14 protein-coding genes are annotated in these 17,603 nt (G+C 76.0%); 10 read left to right on the top strand and 4 right to left on the bottom strand.

Annotation, left to right across the window (positions count from 1 at the left end; genetic code table 11):
• Positions 1 to 8 precede the first annotated feature (8 nt).
• The 4 genes from QRT03_RS30955 to QRT03_RS30940 all read right to left on the bottom strand — a co-directional run bounded on the left by QRT03_RS30955 (position 9) and on the right by QRT03_RS30940 (position 3,346).
• Positions 9 to 1,301 carry a serine/threonine-protein kinase gene (locus tag QRT03_RS30955; protein ID WP_286057033.1) on the bottom strand — a complete coding sequence of 431 codons (1,293 nt, stop codon included), beginning with the start codon at positions 1,299 to 1,301 and terminating at the stop codon, positions 9 to 11.
• Positions 1,298 to 1,567 carry a hypothetical protein gene (locus tag QRT03_RS30950; protein WP_286057032.1) on the bottom strand — a complete coding sequence of 90 codons (270 nt, stop codon included), beginning with the start codon at positions 1,565 to 1,567 and terminating at the stop codon, positions 1,298 to 1,300. The genes QRT03_RS30955 and QRT03_RS30950 overlap by 4 nt, the downstream gene beginning before the upstream one ends.
• Positions 1,564 to 2,925 (bottom strand): nucleotide-binding protein, encoded by a 1,362-nt coding sequence (locus tag QRT03_RS30945; RefSeq protein WP_286057031.1) that lies wholly within the window; start codon positions 2,923 to 2,925, stop codon positions 1,564 to 1,566. The genes QRT03_RS30950 and QRT03_RS30945 overlap by 4 nt, the downstream gene beginning before the upstream one ends.
• 199 nt (positions 2,926 to 3,124) lie before the next feature.
• A complete protein-coding gene (locus QRT03_RS30940) occupies positions 3,125 to 3,346 on the bottom strand; it encodes a hypothetical protein (RefSeq protein ID WP_286057030.1) in 222 nt (73 codons plus the stop codon).
• 669 nt (positions 3,347 to 4,015) lie between these two features.
• On the opposite strand from QRT03_RS30940, the gene QRT03_RS30935 reads away from it, so the two are divergent.
• The 10 genes from QRT03_RS30935 (at position 4,016) to QRT03_RS30890 (ending at position 17,177) form a co-directional block, all read left to right on the top strand.
• The gene (locus QRT03_RS30935; protein WP_286057028.1) at positions 4,016 to 9,220 is read left to right on the top strand and encodes an SNF2-related protein; all 5,205 of its coding nucleotides are present in this window, start codon (positions 4,016 to 4,018) and stop codon (positions 9,218 to 9,220) included.
• A gap of 607 nt (positions 9,221 to 9,827) precedes the next feature.
• A complete protein-coding gene (locus tag QRT03_RS30930) occupies positions 9,828 to 10,700 on the top strand; it encodes a hypothetical protein (protein WP_286057027.1) in 873 nt (290 codons plus the stop codon).
• A gap of 75 nt (positions 10,701 to 10,775) precedes the next feature.
• Positions 10,776 to 11,279, top strand: coding sequence for a DUF3145 family protein (locus QRT03_RS30925; protein ID WP_286057026.1), 504 nt, complete (start codon positions 10,776 to 10,778; stop codon positions 11,277 to 11,279).
• A gap of 26 nt (positions 11,280 to 11,305) precedes the next feature.
• Positions 11,306 to 12,523, top strand: coding sequence for a WhiB family transcriptional regulator (locus QRT03_RS32285; RefSeq protein WP_425604932.1), 1,218 nt, complete (start codon positions 11,306 to 11,308; stop codon positions 12,521 to 12,523).
• Positions 12,520 to 12,657 carry a hypothetical protein gene (locus QRT03_RS30915; protein ID WP_286057025.1) on the top strand — a complete coding sequence of 46 codons (138 nt, stop codon included), beginning with the start codon at positions 12,520 to 12,522 and terminating at the stop codon, positions 12,655 to 12,657. Before QRT03_RS32285 ends, QRT03_RS30915 begins: the two co-directional genes overlap by 4 nt.
• Positions 12,654 to 13,052 (top strand): hypothetical protein, encoded by a 399-nt coding sequence (locus QRT03_RS30910; RefSeq protein ID WP_286057024.1) that lies wholly within the window; start codon positions 12,654 to 12,656, stop codon positions 13,050 to 13,052. Before QRT03_RS30915 ends, QRT03_RS30910 begins: the two co-directional genes overlap by 4 nt.
• Positions 13,053 to 13,069: 17 nt before the next feature.
• Entirely contained in the window at positions 13,070 to 13,828 is a 759-nt protein-coding gene (locus tag QRT03_RS30905; RefSeq protein WP_286057023.1) for a hypothetical protein, read from the top strand.
• 382 nt (positions 13,829 to 14,210) lie between these two features.
• Positions 14,211 to 15,263 (top strand): sigma-70 family RNA polymerase sigma factor, encoded by a 1,053-nt coding sequence (locus tag QRT03_RS30900; RefSeq protein ID WP_286057022.1) that lies wholly within the window; start codon positions 14,211 to 14,213, stop codon positions 15,261 to 15,263.
• 62 nt (positions 15,264 to 15,325) lie between these two features.
• Positions 15,326 to 15,667, top strand: coding sequence for a hypothetical protein (locus QRT03_RS30895; RefSeq protein ID WP_286057021.1), 342 nt, complete (start codon positions 15,326 to 15,328; stop codon positions 15,665 to 15,667).
• 454 nt (positions 15,668 to 16,121) lie between these two features.
• Positions 16,122 to 17,177, top strand: a complete 1,056-nt coding sequence (locus QRT03_RS30890) for a DUF4192 domain-containing protein (RefSeq protein ID WP_286057020.1) — start codon at positions 16,122 to 16,124, stop codon at positions 17,175 to 17,177.
• Positions 17,178 to 17,603: the final 426 nt, after the last annotated feature.

Below are 17,603 nucleotides of genomic sequence, written 5' to 3'. Positions count from 1 at the left end.
CTCCCCGGTCACAGCAGGACCACCAGCCCGACCGCGAGCAGCACCGCGAGCACCGCGACCGCGACCGCGATCCGGGCCTCGAGGTTGCGGGGCCGCGCCGCCGGGCGACGAGCGGTGAACGCATCACCCGCCGGCGCGACCGGCGCCGCGGTCCGCCGCGACACCGCCTGTGCATGCACCGACCGCGCCTCCGAGCTCGGCACCGGCACCGGCACCGGCACCGGAGCGGGAGTCGGAGCGGGAGTCGAAGGTGTGCGGTGGCGTGGCGGCGCGGTGGGTGCGGGTGGGGTGCTGCGGGCGTCGCGGTGGGCGGCGTCGCGCAACGCGCCCAGCAGGGCGGCCGCGTTCGGTGGCCGCCGGTCGGGGTCGGCGGCCATGGTCGCGGCGAGCACCGTGTCCACGGCCGCCCCGACCGCGAGGCCGGGTTCCGGGGCGGGGCGGTTTCCGGCGCGGGCGCTGCTCGCGGCCGGTGGGGTGGCGGCGAGGTGACCGGCGATGACCTCGTCGACGCTGCCGCGATACGGCGGGTGCCCGGTCAGCGCGGTGTGCAGGACACACCCGAGGGCGTAGAGGTCGGTGGCGGCCGAGACAAGTTCGCCGCGCAGGTGCTCGGGGGCGGCGAACGCCGGCGAGCCGAGGAACCCGCCACCGGAAGTAGCGGCCGGGGCCGCGCCGCGGCGGGTCAGCCCGAAGTCGGCCAGGAACACCTGCTCGCGTCCGCCGGCTCCCGTGCTCGCTGCTGGGCTGGCGGCGAGCAGGATGTTGGCGGGCTTGACGTCGAGGTGGACCAGGCCGTGGGCATGCACGGCGTCCAGCCCGGCCGCGACCTGCCAGCCCAGCGCCAGGGCGCGGGCGATCGGCAGCGGGTGCCCGCCGATGGTGTCGGCGAGGTCGTGGCCGGCGACGTAGCGCATCGCGAGGTAGAGATGGCCCTCGATCTCGTCGTGGTCCCACAGCGGCACGACGTTCGGGTGGTCGATCGCGGCGATGTTGCGGGCCTCGTCGACGAACCGGCCGCGGAACTCCTCGTCGGCGGCCAGCAACGGCGAGATGACCTTGAGCGCGACCAGCCGGTCCAGGCGCACGTCGACCGCCCGGTACAGCGTGCTCATCGACCCGCACCGCAGCACCCGCTCCACCCGGTAGCGCCCCAGCCGGCGCCCCGTCAGGTCCTCCGACCCCGCCCGGAGCCCCGTGGTTTCGGCCTGCGCGTCGCTGCCCGCGTCCAGCTCCGGGAGCGGTCCGGGCGCGCCGGCCGCAGCAGCAGCCGCGACGTCCGGGGAGGTGTCGGGGCCGGTCATCGGGGGCCCGCCGGGCAGGCCGAGATGGTGGTGCGTGGCGCGGGGACGCGGGCCAGGGCGTCGGTGATCGGGGCGAGCTCGCTCATGACCGCCTCCGCGGCTGCGAGGGTGGCGGGGTCGCACGGTCCGGGCTCACCCCGGGCGGCGCGCAGCCCGGCCAAGACCCGGGCGTAGACCTCCCAGTGCCACGAGCACCCCGGCGAACGCACCTCGTCGGCGCCCCGGTCGCCGGTGGTCAGGTGCGCGGCCGGGTAGGTGGGATTCATCGCCGCTCGGAAGGGTCGACGCCCGCGGAGATGCCGGAGGGGCGGGCGCCGGTGCCGGGCAGGTGAGTGGTGCCGGGCAGCAGAGCGGGGGTGCGTCGGCGGTGGTGGTCACGGCGCCCGGGACGGGCGAAGTCGTCGGCGACCAGCGCACCGAGCTCGAGCACCGCATCCCGGGTGCGCGGGGCGAGGGCTTCGAGGTCGATCTCGGCGCCGTCGGCCAGGTGCGGGTCGAACGGCACCCGCACCACCGCGCGGGTGTGGGAGGCGAAGAACCGCTCCACGGTGTCCAGGTCGACCGCGGCGTTGCGGGCACCGACCCCGGTGATCACCGTGACCGAGCGGGCGACCAGCTCGCGGTGGCCGTGGGCCTCGAGCCACTCCATGGTGGCCTTCGCCGAGCGGGCCCCGTCGATCGAGGCCGACGTGATGATCAGCAGGCTGTCGGCGACCTCGACCGCGGCCTGCAGCGCCGAGTGCAGCAGCCCGGTCCCGCAGTCGGTCAAGATGATGTTGTAGTGGGTCGAGAGGAGGTCGATCGCGGCGTGATAGTCCGCGGCGGAGAACGCCTCCGAGGTCGCCGGGTCGGACTCGCTCGCCAGGACCTCCAGGCGTGCCCGGGACTGTGAGGTGTAGGCGCGGATGTCGGAGACGGTGCGGATCTGCGCGGCGTCGGCGAGCAGGTGGCGCACCGTGGCGGTGGTCTCGGAGGGGACCTTCTCGGCGAGGTTGCCGCGATCAGGGTTCGCGTCCAGCGCGATCACCCGATCCCCGCGCAGCGAGGCGAACGCCGACCCCAGCAGCGCGGTGGTCGAGGTCTTCCCGACCCCGCCCTTCACACTGACCGCCGCGACCCGGTAACAGCCCGAGAGGCGCTGGTTGACCCGGTCGACCAGCATCGCCCGCACCTGGTCGGCCTCCGAGGCCCCCGGATTGATCAGGCCACCGGTCAGCGCATACAGCGCCGCACGCCACCCGCTGCGCGGAACGTCCCGGACGGGGCGCAGCAGCTGCGCCGAGGACAGCTCCGCGTCCAACGGCCGGTCCCCCGGCCCCTGGCCCGGCTCCAGCGCCGCCTCGCCCGGCCCTGGCCCCGAACCCGGCGACGTGGCGTCACCGGCCCGCGGCGACGGTGCCGCCGGCTGTGGCGTGAGCGGGGTCGCCGCCGGCTCGGGCGCGACGTGCTGAGTCGCTTCGGCCTCCGGCTCCGCGCTCACCGAGGCGGCAGAGCGCGAACCGGCGGGACCCGCGGCCGGCTCGGGAGGAGTGTCGTACGGGTTCCACCGCGGTCGCTCCGCGGCGACGGCGTGTCCGTTGGTGGCGCCGCGGGTGGGGGTGGCGCTGTCGTGGGCCGTGCTCATCGGGTCCCCTTCCTGAGGGCGCCCTCGCAGGTGCCTTCACACAAGAGACCCGCGCGACCCCGCGAACGGATCCCGAGATCCGCAAAATTCCTCGCGAGACGATCCCGGCGGGGCGTGCCTACAGCTCGGGCTCGTCGTCGCCGAGCTCGCGTTCCACCCGCTCACGCAGCCCCCGCACACCGTCGCGTCGACACCGGGATCAGAACCGCAGCTTGTCCTCGACGTGGGGGACCCGCGGGCGCAGCGCGGCCGCGGGCACCAGCCCGCAGGTCACCGGTTTCCCGGCGCGGATGTCCCCGACGCGAGGCACCACGTAGTCCACGACCCCGTACCAGGCGCCCTCGAGGTCGCGGTCCCAGTGGTGCAGCCGGCCGATCACCTCGCGGGAGAAGTCCAGTCGCCCGAGCTGATGCTCGGCCACAGGCGGCCGACCGTGGACCCCGACGAACCGGTCAGCGTCCCCGTCGGCGGTGTCGGTGGGTTCGACATCGTCGTCACTGGGGTGGAGGCGTCGCAGGTCGACATGGACGGGCTGAGGGGCGGTGCTCTCCGAGCGCGCGTAACCCCTCGGGAGCGCACCGGGCGGCCGCTCCTGATCCTGCGGTCCTCCACGCGCCACACCCACCCCGATAGTCAAACACACGTTCGAACGGACAGGAGGAGGGCTCCCGCCCGGGGCGCGGGGCGGCCCGGGCCGGGCACGCCGTCGGGCGCGCTCAGCTGGCGGCGGGGAGGGGCTCCTCACGGCCGGGCGGCCGGGGGCGCCTGCGGCGCCGAGCGAAGCGCTTCGCGCTGTCCTCTCGGTAGTTCCTTCTCCCGTGGGGCGTCCGAGTCTGAGCCGCCGGCCCCGGGCGAGCGCCCGATGGACCCGGCCCGCGCCGACCCAGTGACCCCGAGCCCTCGTCCCTCGGGCTGATACCGGGGCCACGGTGGTTCGGGCGAGCCGGAACCCCCGGGCGTGGCCTGCGGCCACCCGGGGTCGACGACTCTGCGCGACCCGCGCCCCACGGGGCGAAGGAAATGGTCGCCGCCCCTGACGGTCCGGTGCCGGTCCTCCGCCTCGTCTCGCGTGAGTCGGAAGGACCCTCCGGTGACCCAGCACCCCGCCACCAACAACAACCCCACCAGCACTACCAGCACTGTCAGCACCGTCGGCGCCACGACGGCCGTCGGGGCCGAGGCGCGTGGTCCGCGTGCTCTGCGGGCCAGGTGCGTGGGGACGCCCCGGTCGCGGTGGCATCCGGCCGGGCAGGCTGATCTGGCGCCGTCGGGGGCACGGGCGCGGGTGGCGGCGAACCTGGCCGCCCTGGCGACGCTGGCGGAGCTGGAGGCCTCCGGTCAGACCCCGGACGACGCGGCGCGCCGGGTGCTGGCCCGCTGGTCGGGGTGGGGCGCGGTGCCGGCGGTGTTCGACGGCACCGACCCCCGCTTCGCCGTGGAGCGCGACGCGCTCCGCGAGCTGGTCGGCCCGGCCGGGATGGCCGCCGCGGCGACCTCGACGCTCAACGCCCACTACACCGACCTCGGCATCGTCGCGGCGGTCTGGGAGACCGTGGCCGCACTCGGGTTCACCGGCGGCACGGTCCTCGAACCGGGCTGCGGGTCGGGGAACTTCCTGCACCACGCCCCGCCCGGAGCGCAGGTGATCGCGGTCGAGCAGGAGCCGACCACCGCGCGGATCGCCGCGGCGCTGCACCCCGAGGCGACGGTGCGCTGCGAGTCTTTCGCCGACACCACGGTCGCGGCGCTGCCCGGCGGGGCGCCGGTGGACCTGGTGGTGGGCAACGTGCCGTTCGGCAAGGTCGCCCTGCACGACCGGCGGTACAACCGGGCGAACCGCGTGATCCACAACCACTTTGTGATCAAAAGTCTGTGCCTGACCAGGCCCGGCGGGCTGGTGGTGGTGCTGACCTCCCGGTTCACCCTTGATGCCCGCGACCCGGCCGCGCGCCGAGAGATCGCCGCGCTGGGCGACCTGCTCGGCGCGGTCCGGCTCCCGTCCGGGGCGCACGAGCGCGCCGCCGGCACCGCCGCGGTGACCGACCTGCTCGTCCTGCGCCGCCACGACCACGACGACCCGAGGACCGAGGCCGAGCGTGAGGCCGAGCGCGGGGCCGGGGGTGCGGGGTTCGAGGCGACGATGCCGGTGCCCGGGCACGACGACCCGAAGGTGCGGGTCAATCGGTACTGGGCCGAGCACCCCGGCCGGGTCCTGGGGACGTTCGCCGTGCGCCACGGCGCCTACAGCGCGCGGAGCCTGCGGGTAGACCCGCGCCCCGGCGAGCTCGGCGAGCAGCTGCACGACGCCCTGGCCGGGATCGTCGCCGACGCCCGGACCGCCGGACTCACCCTCATCCCCACCGCGCCCGCGACCCGGCCCGCACGGGCCGGGGGTGAGGTCGGTGGTGGGGTCTCAGTGGTGGCGGGCCCGGCGCGGCCGGTGGCACTCGACGCGCGGGAGGGGCTGCTGGCCGTCGATCCCGACGGTGGGTTCACCCGCATCGAGGCGGGCCGTCCGGTGCGCCACGAGGTGCCGCGCTCGCAGGCCCGGGAGCTGGCGGCGCTGCTGGGGCTGCGCGACACCGTGGTCGCGCTGCTCGACCTGGAGGCCCGCGAGCGCGTGGAGACCCCGCGGATGCGGGAGCTGCGCGCCGAGCTCGGCGCCCGCCACGACGGCTACCTGGCCCGGTTCGGGCCGATCACCCGCGCCACGGTGCGCCGCACCGGTCGCGTCGATCCCGCCACTGGGGAGCCGCGTACCGCGCGCACCACGCCACGCCAGGGCGGGTTCCGGACCGACCCGTACGCCCCCGCCGTCTACGCCCTCGAACACCCCGACCCCACCACCGGGCCCGACGAGCAGCACGGCGCGCGGCCGGTGGTGCGGGCGGACATCTTCCGCGGGCGGGTGATCGCGCCGCGTGCCCCGCGCCGTTCGGCGGACTCCCCGGGCGATGCGCTGGCGATCTGCCTCGACGCGCACGCCCGGGTCGACCTGGCCGTGATCGCGGGGCTGCTCGGGACCGGCGAGGCCGACGCCCGGGCCCGGCTCGGCTGCCTCGTGTTCCACGACCCGCAGCGGGGGAGGCTGGTGCCGGCGGCGGAGTACCTGTCCGGCGACGTGCGGGTGAAGCTGGCCGCCGCCCAGGACGCGGCCGCGCAGGACCCGGCGCTGGCGCCGAACGTGGCGGCGCTGCGCGCGGTGGTCCCGACCGATCTGGGGCCGGGGGAGATCACCGCGCACCTGGGGGCGGCGTGGATCGACGCCCGGCACATCGAGGCGTTCATGCGGGAGGTCCTCGACGACCCCTCGGCGCGCGTCGAGCACCCCGGCGGGGCGGTGTGGGAGGTCCGCGGCGCCCGCTACGGGGTCGCGGCGACCCAGACCTGGGGCACCACCCGGCGCCCGGCCGCCGAGCTGGTCGCCGCGGCGTGCGAGCAGCGCCCGGTGCGGGTCACCGACACCGTCGAGGGCCGCGACGGGGTCAAGCGCCAGGTGCTCAACCTGACCGAGACCCTCGCCGCCCAGGACAAGGCCAAGCAGCTGGGCGAGCGGTTCGCGGAGTGGGTGTGGGAGGACCCGGCCCGGGCCGGCGAGCTGTGCCGGGTCTACAACCAGGCGTTCAACGCGGTGGTGCTGCGCTCCTACGACGCCGCCGGCCCGGACACCCTGTCGCTGCCGGGGCTGGCGCAGGGGTTCACCCCGCGCCCGCACCAGTACGCCGCGGTCGCCCGGATGATCGCCGAGCCCGCGGTGGGGCTGTTCCACGAGGTCGGGGCGGGCAAGACCGCGGAGATGGCGATGGGCGCGATGGAGCTGCGCCGCCTCGGGCTGGTCAGAAAGCCCGCGATCGTGGTCCCGAACAACATGCTCGAGCAGTGGGCCCGGGAGTTCACCGCCCTCTACCCCGCTGCGCGGCTGCTGGTCGCCACCCACGACGACCTGACCCGCGACCGGCGCCGCGCGTTCGTCGCCCGGGTCGCGACCGGCGACTGGGACGCGGTGATCATGACCCGGTCGGCGTTCGAGCGGCTCCCCATGTCCCGGGAGGCCCAGGAGCGCTACCTGGGCGAGGAGACCGACCGGATCACCCGGTGGCTGGAGCGGGCGAAGGGCGCCGGCGCGGCGAGCCTGAGCGTGAAGCGGGTGCAGCGGATGCTGCTCGCGGCGACCGAGCGGATCAAGGGCAAGCTCGACTCGGTCCGCGACGACGGGGTGTCGTTCGAGCAGACCGGCATCGACTACCTGTGCATCGACGAGGCCCACCTCTACAAGAACCTGCGCACCCCCTCCAACATCACCGGGGCCGCGATCGAGGGCTCGGCGCGCGCGCAGGACCTGGACATGAAGCTGGGCTACCTGCGCTCCCGTGCGGGCGCCCGGGTGGTCACCCTGGCCACCGCGACCCCGATCGCGAACAGCATCACCGAGACCTACGTGATGCAGCGCTACACCCGCCCCGACCTGCTCGAAGCCGCCGGGGTGGAGGAGTTCGACCAGTGGGCCGCGACCTTCGGCGAGGTCGTCACCACCGTGGAGATGACCCCGGACGCGGCCGGGTTCCGGCTCACCGACCGGTTCGCCCGGTTCACAGGCGTCCCCGAGCTGCTGCGGCTGTGGCACGTCTCGGCCGACATCAAGACCGGCGAGGACCTGCAGCTGCCCGTCCCGCAGCTCACCGAGCGCCCCGAGGACGGGGCGCGCGCGGCGCACACCGTGCTCATCGAGGCCTCGCCCGAGCTGCGCGAGTTCGTCGGCACTCTCGGCGCCCGCGCCGAGGCGATCCGCAACAAGCAGGTCGAGCCGCACGTCGACAACATGCTGCGGATCTGCTCGGAGGGCCGCGCCGCCGCCCTGGACCTGCGCCTGCTCGACCGCCCCCAGACCGGGCCCGCGACCGTGGAGCGTGCCGCGGAGAACATCGCCGCGGTCTGGGCCGCGCACCGCGACGACCGGTTCACCCGCCCTGACGGCACCACCCACCCCACCCCCGGCGCGCTGCAGATCGTGTTCTGCGACCTCGGCACCCCCGGCCCCGGCTGGAACGTCTACGACGAGCTGCGCGAGCAGCTCGCCGCCCGGGGGCTGCCCCGACGCGGAGTCCGGTTCATCCACGACGCCACCACCGACACCGCCAAGGGCGCGCTGTTCGCGGCGGCGCGCTCCGGTGAGGTCGCGGTGCTGATCGGGTCGACCGAGAAGATGGGCGTGGGCACCAACGTCCAGGCCCGCGCGGTCGCCCTGCACCACCTCGACTGCCCCTGGCGCCCCGCCGACCTGCACCAGCGCGACGGGCGCATCCTGCGCCAGGGCAACCCGTATCCCGAGGTGACGATCTACCGCTACGTCACCGAAGGCTCGTTCGACGGCTACTCCTGGCAGACCGTCGCCCGCAAGGCCCGCTTCATCGGCCAGGTCATGCGCGGCCGGCTCGACGTCCGCGAGATCGCCGACGTCGGCGAGGCCACCCTGTCCTTCGACGAGGTCAAGGCCCTGGCCTCCGGCGACCCACGGATCATCGAGAAGGCCCGCCTCGACGCCGAGGTCGCCACCCTGGACCGCCTCGAGCGCGCCCACTGGCGCAACCAGGCCCGCCTCGAACACACCATCACCACCGCCGAGACCGCCATCGACCGCGGCGAGACCGACCTCGCCGGCCTCGACACCGCGATCGCCGCCCGCCGCCCCACCCGCGGGCAGGGCTTCACCGCCAGCATCGGCGACCGCGACTACCGCGAGCGCAGCGAGTTCGCCACCGACCTCGCAGCCCTGCTCGCCGCAGCGCTCGACGACCCGGCGCGGCGGCGCACCGGGTGGGGGGAGTGCGCCGTGCTCGGCGGGCTCACGCTGACCCACAGCATCGCCCGCGAGCTGCGCGCCGGGCAGCTCGTCGCCGAGCACCACCTGCAGTTCACCGCCGCCCCCGGCGACCCCGTCCGGGCCCGCGCCGACGAACTCGACGCCCGCGCCGGCGGCACGCTCGCCACCCTCGAGCACCGCCACGCCGCCCTGGACACCCGCCGCGCCCGCGCCGCGGCGGCGTTGGAGACGACCCGCCGGGAGCTCGCGCTGGCCCGCGACCAGCTCGGCGCCCCGTTCACCCGCGCCGACGAGCTCACCGACAAGCGCCGCCGCGCCGACGAGCTCGCCCAGGCCATGACCGAGCTGGCCCGCGACACCGAAGCCGCCGCCGCACACGCCGCCGCCGAGACCGCCGCCGATACCGCCGGGGCCGAGACCGCCGGGGCCGGGGACGAGCCGGCCGGCGGGGAGGAGGCGCAGCGGGCCGCCTGAGGCCGGTGGCCCGGCCCGTGAGGTGCCACCCGATCCGGCGGGAGCGCCTCACGGCCGGGCGGCCGGGGGCCCTGCCGGGCCGGCGCGGACGCCGCTGCGCGGCGCGTCCTCTCTGATTCCTTCTTCCCTGGGGCCGTCCGAGTCTGAGGACCCCGGGCCCGGCCAGCGGGCGATGAACCCGGGCGACACCGCCCGGGTGGTCCCAGCCTCCTGGCGTCGGCTGCCCACGGGACCACCCCGTCCGGGCCACCCGGAACCCCCGCCCGTCCGCTACCGCGGACCGGGCAGGGGCCCTCTCTTCGACTCACGCCCCCAGGGCAAAAGAAATGGTCGCCGGACCACCACGACACCGGAACGCCACTTCACATTCCGGGTCCAGCCGCGTGCGGGTCGACAGCAGAAGTCACGCATAGGTTGCCGACCGCGAAACGGTGCATGCGACCCGCCACGACGTTATCGAAATGTGCTGATCGACTTCCCGGAATTGTGGCGACAGCAGATCTTGATGAATAGAATGGGAACCATCACCGAGGAGGTGTGTGTCATGACCGGAGCGAGCACCGATTCAGCGGCTCCGAACGGCGCCGGGAATGAGGCTGTGCGGTGGGTGGCGAAGCTGCTCATCGCGCTGGGTTCGGCGTTGCCGGAGGGTCCGTCGGGGAAGTGGCAGTGCCCGGCGCATGCCCGCACCGGCGCCCACGCGCCCAGCCTCGGCGTCGGGGTACGCGATGACGGCGGGGTGTGGGTGCACTGCCACGCCGGCTGCACCACCAAGGAGGTCTGCCACGGCCTGGGGATGACCCTGGACCACCTGACCCGCCCGCCGCGCCTGTCCGCGCAGGCCTGGATCCGGACCCGGCGGCTGCAGGTGGGGTTCCCGGCGCCGAAGGTGACCGCGCACCCGCGGGCCCGGGGGTTGCGCCACGAGGCGTTCCACTCCTACGGGCCCCGGTTCTGCCTCGAGCGGCTGCGCCACCCCGTCACCGGAGAGAAGGCCGTGGAGTGGCACGCGGTCAACCCGCAGGGCGAGTGGGTGCCCGGGCTGCTCGGCACCCGGATCGCTGACCTGCCGCTCTACCGTGAGAACGACCTGGCGATGGCGGTCGGGGCGGGTGAGACCGTGCTCGTGGTCGAGTCCGAGTCCTCGGTCGACGCCCTCAACCGCGCCGGGTGGTACGCCACCACCTGGGCCGGCGGCGCCGGCGCCCCGCCCTGCGAGCGCCTGGCCACCGTCCTGGGCGGGCACGACCAGGTCGTGGTGATCGGCGACGCTGACGGCCCCGGACGGGCCTGCGCGGCGAAGCTCGCCGAGACCCTCCCCGGCGCCGTGGTCATGTTCTCCGAGCGCGACGGCGAAGACGCCCGCGACCTGCTCGACCGCCTCGGCGCGGCGGGGCTCTCCGCCCGCATCACCGCCGCCACCCAGGCAGCCCAGGCCGCCCGCTCAGCGGAGAACACCGGCCACCCCGTCGCCGCCTGAGCGCCACCACGCACGCCGCCCCGGCCGCGTCGCCCGCCACTGCGCGATTTCTGCCATTCCTCGAAGGGGAGAGCTATGTCCGCCGTACCCGTGTCCATCGTGTTCCACCGATTCGGCGCCCACGCCCAGCCCGTCCTGTCCGACGAATTGCGTGAGCAGGGGTTCCGGCGTCGATTCGGCGAAACCGATACGGCGCTGCGAATTGGTGAGGTCTACGGACACCACCAGGACCTCGTCATCGCCGACCAGCTCGCGAACCGGCTGCGTGACCTCGACCCGACCGCGGTCTTCGAGATCGTCGTCGCCCCCACCGGCGAATACGACGGCGACCGTATCGTCATCGACCCCGACCTCGGCGAGTACGACAGCGGAGCCGACCACGCCGGCCGCGCCCTGCTGCTCGCCGACGACGTCATCACCAACCTCGAGTTCGCCGCCGCGCAGATCACCGCCGGCCGCGACCCCGCCGCCGTCCTCGCCGAGCTCGACCGCGCCGTCGGCGGCCCCTGGCAGCGCCGCCTGGCCGAGCTGCGCGACCCCCACCGCCGGGCCACCACCCCCGCACACGCCCACCCCTGAGCAGCCGACCCGATCAGGAGACCCCGATGAGCACCCAGCCCGCCCCGAGCAGCCTCGACGACACCACCAGCCTCGACGACGCCACCAGCAGCCCCAAGGTCACCGCCGCCGGCGGCGCCGCCGACGCCCGCGAGGTCCTCGTGCCCGGCGAGCTCTACGCCGCGCTCGCCGTCGCCGCCGGCGAGACCCCCGCCTGGCACCGCGACGCGCTGTGCGCCCAGGCCGACCCCGAAGCGTTCTTCCCCGAGAAGGGCGGCTCACCGGCCGAGGCCAAGCAGGTCTGCCGCCGCTGCCCCGTCCGCGAGCAGTGCCTCACCGACGCGATCGCCCACGACGAACGCTTCGGGGTCTGGGGCGGCGTCGGCACCCGCAAGCAACGCCAGACCCTCGCCCCCACCCTCGCCCCCGCACCAGAGCCGGAGTCGGTGCCGGAGTCGGAGCTGGTGACCCTCGAGCAGAGCCGCGAGCGAGGCAGCGGGGCGTCGCGGCGGGAGTCGACGCCGGTGCCCCGCGGGCGGGCGGCCGTCGACGGGATGGCGGCGCGACTGCCCACCGAGCCCCGGCCGGCGCGGGTGATGCGCCAGGGACCCCGCTCCACCTTCCCCGACCGCGCCCGCCGCACCCCAGCCACCGGCGCGACCAGCAGCGCGAGCACGACTACCGCGAAGGCCGGGCGGCGGGCCGTGAGTACCACGGCCGCAGCTGCGAACCCCGACCATCTGGTCCCGTCGCCGCGAGCTGCCAGCCCGGCCCGTCGACGCGACGAGGTTGCGGCCGTGACGGCCACGGTCACCGCGCTGCGCCCCGGGCGGCCCGCCGTCGGGAGCGCCGCGGTGGCCGGGCCGGGTGAGGAGGCGGCCGACGACCTCGCGGCCCCAGCCCCGGCCCCTTCCGCCCGTCCCCCCGATCCGGTCGCATCCGCTGGTCCCCCGGACCCGCCGTCGGGCGAGCTCGCGGCCACCATCGCCGCGGTCCTCACCGCGCAGCGCCGTACCGCCGGCGACCCGGCGGAGGTCGACGTCGACCCCGGCCGGGTGCTCGCGCTGGCCACCGGTGAACGCGACACCCCGACCATCGAGGCGGAGCTTCGCGTGGCCGCGGTGGCGCTGGTCGAGTCGGGGCGGGCGACCCGCGGGCAGACCGCGCGCCGGTTCGGGCTGCGCTCGCAGGATGTCGCGCACTGGGTGGCGTGTCACCAGCAGGGAATCCCGTCGCGGGTGACCAGCATCAGGGGGCCCCGATGAGCATGCTGATCGTCGGGCTCGTCCTCGGGCTGCTCGCGGGTGTCCCGATCGGGCGGCGGGTGGCGGAGTTCTCTCGTGGCCGTCACGACGCCCGCCAGGCCTGGCAGGGCCGCGCCCGATACCGACAGCGATGACCACCCGACCCGACGGCGGGAAGGAGACCACGGCGATGGCGACCTACCCCGAGGTCAGCATCCCCGCCCCACGAGGCGCCGCCGAACCCACCGCCGGCCGCCGACCCCGCGCGCGGCCGGGCGGGGTGGCCGGGCAGCCGGGCTGGCTGAGCCTGGTCGAAGCCCTCGACCGGTTCGCCGCGGGCCTGGTCGCACGCCTCGAGCAGCAGCTCACCGGGGTCGACGAGCCGGACCAGGTGGTGTTGCTGCGTCGGCAGCGGGACCGGGCGCTGGCCCTGGAGGCCATCACCAGCGACGCCGCCGCCCACGCCCGCCGCGCGACGGCCGCGCACCCCGCACCGGAGCCGGCGAGGGCCGGGACCTCGGGGACCTCGGGGACGTCGGGTACGTCGTGAACGACGCGGCCCGTTCGATGACCCGCCCGGCGGGCCGGTTGACCGGGTGGATGGTCGCGCTGCATTGGTCGCGGTGCACCCACTGCGGCCGTGTCATCGATCGCGGCGACTGGCAGGGCCTCGCCGAGGTCCCCGGCCACGGACCCCGCTGGGTCGACGAGACCTGCGCCGCCGAGCTCGGGCCCCTCGGCGAACCCCGGCACCCCACCCACGACCGCGACGTCACCCCCGACATCGCACCCGACACGCCCGACGACCGCTCAGCGGCGTCGGCGTCGGCGGGGGCGGCGGCGGGGGCGGGCGCGGTGCTGCGGGTGCTGGTCATCGGGTCCGCGGTGTGGCCGCGGGAACGGGCGGTGGAGGTCCGCGACGCTATCGCCGTCGTCGTGCGCGGGCACCGCCTCGCCCGCATCGCCCACGCCGCCCGCGTCGACCCCGACACCGGCCGCCTGGTCGGGGTCGACGCCTGGGCCGAGCTCACCGCCACCCGCCTGCACCTCGAGGTCGAGCACCTCAGCGACCCCTCCAGCCCAGGCGTCGACGCGGGCGAGCGCCCCGCGGACCCTGCCGGCGAGCATGTCGTCGACGTGATCGTGGCGTTCCCGCTGCCGGGCGAACCGGGCCCCGGCGTCGTCGGCGAGGACCGGGAGACCGCCGCCGGGATCGCCGCCGCGCAACGGGCCGGGCTGCCCGTCCTCGTCCACCGCGTCGAGGACCTCGATCACCCACCGCTCGCAGGCCAGGCGGGGCGGGAGCGCGGCGAGCTCGAGCGGTGAGGCCGCGGCTGGCGGGGGCGCCTCAGGGCCGGCCGGCCGGGGCCGCCTTCGGCGTCTTCTCGGACGCCGCTGCGCGGCGCGTTCTTCTTGGATTCCTTCTCCCCGTGGGGCGTCCGAGTCTGAGGGCTCTGGGGTCGGCGAGCGGCCGATGAACCCGGCCCGGCCCGCCCGAGTGACCCCGAGCCCTCGTCCCTCGGGCTGAACCCGGGGCCACCTCGCGCGGCGAGAGCCGGAACCCCCGCCCGTGGCCTGCGGCCACCGACCCCGGCCGCCCTCTGCTCCGACTCCTCGCCCCACGGGGCGAAGGACATGGCCGCCGGACCACCAACCGGACCGAGCTCGCTCCTGCGCCCCGTCCCGCCCGGCGAGACGGAGTCCCGCGATGCCGCACCACCCCGCGCCCAGCCACGGAGCCGACGACCGGACCGACACCGGGACCAGCACCGGGATCTACACCGGAACCAGCACTGATGCCAGCGCCCGGGCCAGCGGGGACGACGAGGAGAGCACCGCCGACCGGCATGACCGGGCGCTGTTGACCCGCTACCTCACCGGTGACCGCACCGCGCTGAGCGAGCTGGTCACCCGCCACCACCGCCGCCTGCTCGCCCTCGTGGCCCGCACCGTGCCCGGCATCGACGCCGATGCCGTGGTCCAGGACACCTGGGCGACCGTTCTGGCCAAGGCCGACACCTTCCGTGAGGAAGGCAGCGTCAGCGGGTGGCTCTCCCGCATCGCCCGCCACCGCGCGCTCGACGTCGCCCGCCACGAACGCCGCAGCGCCACCACCGCGCCAGACACCCTCACCGACCTCACCGATCTCGGTCCCGGGGCGGCCGCCGACACCTCGGCCGAGGCGGTCGCGGTGGCGCGGGCGGGTCTGCCGCACGCCTGGTCGTGGCTGACCGCCGAGCACCGCGAGGTGCTGTGGCTGACCACCGTGCTCGACCTCAGCGTCGACGACGTTGCCGCGCGCCTGAGGCTGTCCCCGAGCACGGTGAAGTCCCGCGCGGCCCGCGCCCGGGCCGCGTTGCGCGCCGCTCTCGCCCACGGCCGGCCCCGACCCCAGACCCGGCGTGGCGGAGCCCCGGACACGACAGGTCGACCCGGTACCCCCGCCGTCCCCGCCGAGCCGAGCCCGCCTCCGCAGCCGCCCCAGCTCGACGAAGCGCTGGCCCAGCTCACCGCCGGGCAACGCGACGACGCCGCCGCCTCGTTCGAGGCGGCGCTGGCCCAGCTCACCGTCGGGCAGCGCGAGGCCGTGACCGCCATCGACCTCGAGGGCCTGTCGGTCAGCGCCGCCGCCGCTCGCGCCGGGGTCAGCCCGGACAGCATGCGGGAACGCTGGGAACGCGCCCGGGCCAACCTGCGACGCCTGCAGGGCCACGGCCCCGCCGCCGTCTCGACGCGGGTCCGCCGGGGGCCGACCGGGTGAATCCGGTCGAGGATCACCCCCGACCCCGGATCCGCAGCGGCCTCTCGGACGCCGGGGGAGACATGAACCCCGACACCCCACCCAGCCGGGCGAACCGGATCACTGCGGCGAGCCCGCCGCGCGACGTGGTCACCGAGCTCTTCGCCGCCGCGCTCGACGGCGACCCCCACGCCCGCGGCGACCTGGTCCGGCTCGCCGGCCGCGACACGCTCGCTGCCCGTGCACTCGCGGTGCTGCCCGCCGCCGAACCCGCAGTGACCGGCCCAGCAGTGACCGGCCCAGCAGTGACCGGCACAGCAGTGACCGGCACTGCAGCGACCGCGACCCTGGGCGGGGCGGCGCCGTGGGCAGTCGCCTACGTCGACCAGCTCTTCGCCCGGGCCACCGACCCCCACCGGCCCTGACCCCCACCGGCCCTGACCCCCGGACGGGTCAGCGGCGCGAGACGGGACGCCGGCACCAGCGGGTGCGGGCAGGCGCCGGGTGCTCAGGGCTCCTCAGGGCCGGGCGGCCGGGGCCGCCTTCGGCGTCTTCTCGGACGCCGCTGCGCGGCGCGTCCTTGTTGATTCCTTCTCCCCGTGGGGCGTCCGAGTCTGAGAACCCGGGCGGGGGCTGCGCCGGCGATGAACCCGGCCCAGCCCGGACGAGTGACCCCGAGCCCTCGTTCCTCGGGCTGGACGTCGGGGTCACGTCGTCCGGGCGAGCCGGAACCCCCGCCGGTGACCTGCGGTCACCCCCGCCCGGTTTCTCGCTTCGACTCCTCGCCCCACGGGGTGAAGGAAATGGGCGCCGGACCAGCCAGGTGCGCCGCCCGCTCCGGAGCCCCGTCTCACCTCTCGCACGAGACGGAGAACAACCATGACCCAGGAAGCCGCCCCGCAGACCGTCGTCCGGATCAACCGGCCGGAGACGCTGCTGGCCTCACTGCCCGCGCTGTTCGGGTTCACTCCCGCCGAGTCGCTGGTGGTGATCTGTCTCAAGGGCGAGACCGGTCGCCGCCGCGTCGACGTGACCATCCGCTTCGACCTGCCCGTCGACCGGGAGGGGGAGTGGGAGTTGCTGCGCTACGCGCACGGCCAGATCGGCGCCCGGCGCCCGGACGCGGTGCACATCGCGGTCGTCGGCGGCCACCTCGAGGGCATCGACCTGCCGCACACGTGGATGATCGACCGGCTGACCAGCACCATCCGCGCCACCGGCACCGAGGTCATCGAGCCGATGTGGGCGCCCGCGATCCGCCCGGGCGCCGCGTGGGCGTGCTACGCGGGGTGCTGCGCCGGGACGCTGCCCGACCCGACCGGCACCGAGGTCGCCGCCCACCGCGCGATCAGCGGGCGGCGCATGTACCTCGACCGCGACGACGCCACCGCCGCGATCGACCCGGACGCGGCCGCCACGGGCCCGGCACGCCGCCAGGTGTTGGACGACGCCCTCGCGGCGTCGGTGGCCCGCCGCGCCGGGCACGGCGCCAACCGCGCCGCGCGGGAGGACCTCGACGCGCTGCGCGCCGCCTGCGCGCGGACCGGGCGGGGCGAGCCGGTCGCCGAGCCGGACCTGATGGCCATGGTCGCGTCCCTGATCGACCCGCGCGTGCGCGACGTCGCCCTGGGCTTCGTGGTCGGCTGCGACGACACGGTGGACCCGGGGCACGCCGTGACGTTGTGGCAGCTGCTCACCCGCGCCGCCCCGGCCCCCGAGGTCGCCGAGCCCGCCACCCTGGCCGCCTTCGCCGCCATGTGCACCGGCGGCGGGCCGGTGATGTCGGCCGCGCTGCACCGGGCCCGGTCCGCCGACCCCGAGCACACCCTGAGCCTGCTGCTCACCCAGGCGATCGAGCACGGCATGGACCCGGAAATCCTGCGAACGTTCGCGGTCAACGCCGCCACCGAGACCGCCGCCACGGTCGACTTCTGACCCGACAGAACAAGGGCCCGCCGCCCGGAGTGCTCGACACACTCCGGGTGGCGGGCCCTCGCCGTCGGTCAGGGTAGGCGCCCCGGTGCGCAGCTGACCCACGCCCACCCGCCCGCTTCGCGGTCGGCGCCCGCGGCCCGCGCCGACCGGTGCACCTCGAGCACCCGCCCGCCGGTGGGCAGGTGGCCGGCGCGGGCCGCGGGCGTGCCTCGGGGCCGGCGGGCGAGCTTGGCCGGCGGGTGCTCTTCCCACCCGCCCGCCCCACCGGGGGTGGGGGACGCCGGCGGGCGCGGGCGGCCCGCGTCCTGCTGGGGGCTCCTCAGGGCCGGGCGGCCCGGGGGCCCTTCGGGCCCTTTTCGGGCGCCGCTGTCGCGGCGGCGCTTCGCGCTGGTCTTTCTTCTCCCCGTGGGGCGTGCCGAGTCTGAG

This window comes from Actinomycetospora termitidis, assembly GCF_030286555.1.
Lineage (GTDB): Bacteria > Actinomycetota > Actinomycetes > Mycobacteriales > Pseudonocardiaceae > Actinomycetospora > Actinomycetospora termitidis.
This window is presented reverse-complemented; position numbering and strand designations above follow the sequence as displayed.

Bases quoted from the DNA above. Each gene is read 5' to 3' on its own strand.
- QRT03_RS30955 (WP_286057033.1), bottom strand. From the start codon at position 1,301: ATGACCGGCCCCGACACCTCCCCGGACGTCGCGGCTGCTGCTGCGGCC.
- QRT03_RS30950 (WP_286057032.1), bottom strand. From the start codon at position 1,567: ATGAATCCCACCTACCCGGCCGCGCACCTGACCACCGGCGACCGGGGC.
- QRT03_RS30945 (WP_286057031.1), bottom strand. From the start codon at position 2,925: ATGAGCACGGCCCACGACAGCGCCACCCCCACCCGCGGCGCCACCAAC.
- QRT03_RS30925 (WP_286057026.1), top strand. From the start codon at position 10,776: ATGTCCGCCGTACCCGTGTCCATCGTGTTCCACCGATTCGGCGCCCAC.
- QRT03_RS32285 (WP_425604932.1), top strand. From the start codon at position 11,306: ATGAGCACCCAGCCCGCCCCGAGCAGCCTCGACGACACCACCAGCCTC.
- QRT03_RS30915 (WP_286057025.1), top strand. From the start codon at position 12,520: ATGAGCATGCTGATCGTCGGGCTCGTCCTCGGGCTGCTCGCGGGTGTC.
- QRT03_RS30910 (WP_286057024.1), top strand. From the start codon at position 12,654: ATGACCACCCGACCCGACGGCGGGAAGGAGACCACGGCGATGGCGACC.
- QRT03_RS30905 (WP_286057023.1), top strand. From the start codon at position 13,070: ATGACCCGCCCGGCGGGCCGGTTGACCGGGTGGATGGTCGCGCTGCAT.
- QRT03_RS30900 (WP_286057022.1), top strand. From the start codon at position 14,211: ATGCCGCACCACCCCGCGCCCAGCCACGGAGCCGACGACCGGACCGAC.
- QRT03_RS30895 (WP_286057021.1), top strand. From the start codon at position 15,326: ATGAACCCCGACACCCCACCCAGCCGGGCGAACCGGATCACTGCGGCG.
- QRT03_RS30890 (WP_286057020.1), top strand. From the start codon at position 16,122: ATGACCCAGGAAGCCGCCCCGCAGACCGTCGTCCGGATCAACCGGCCG.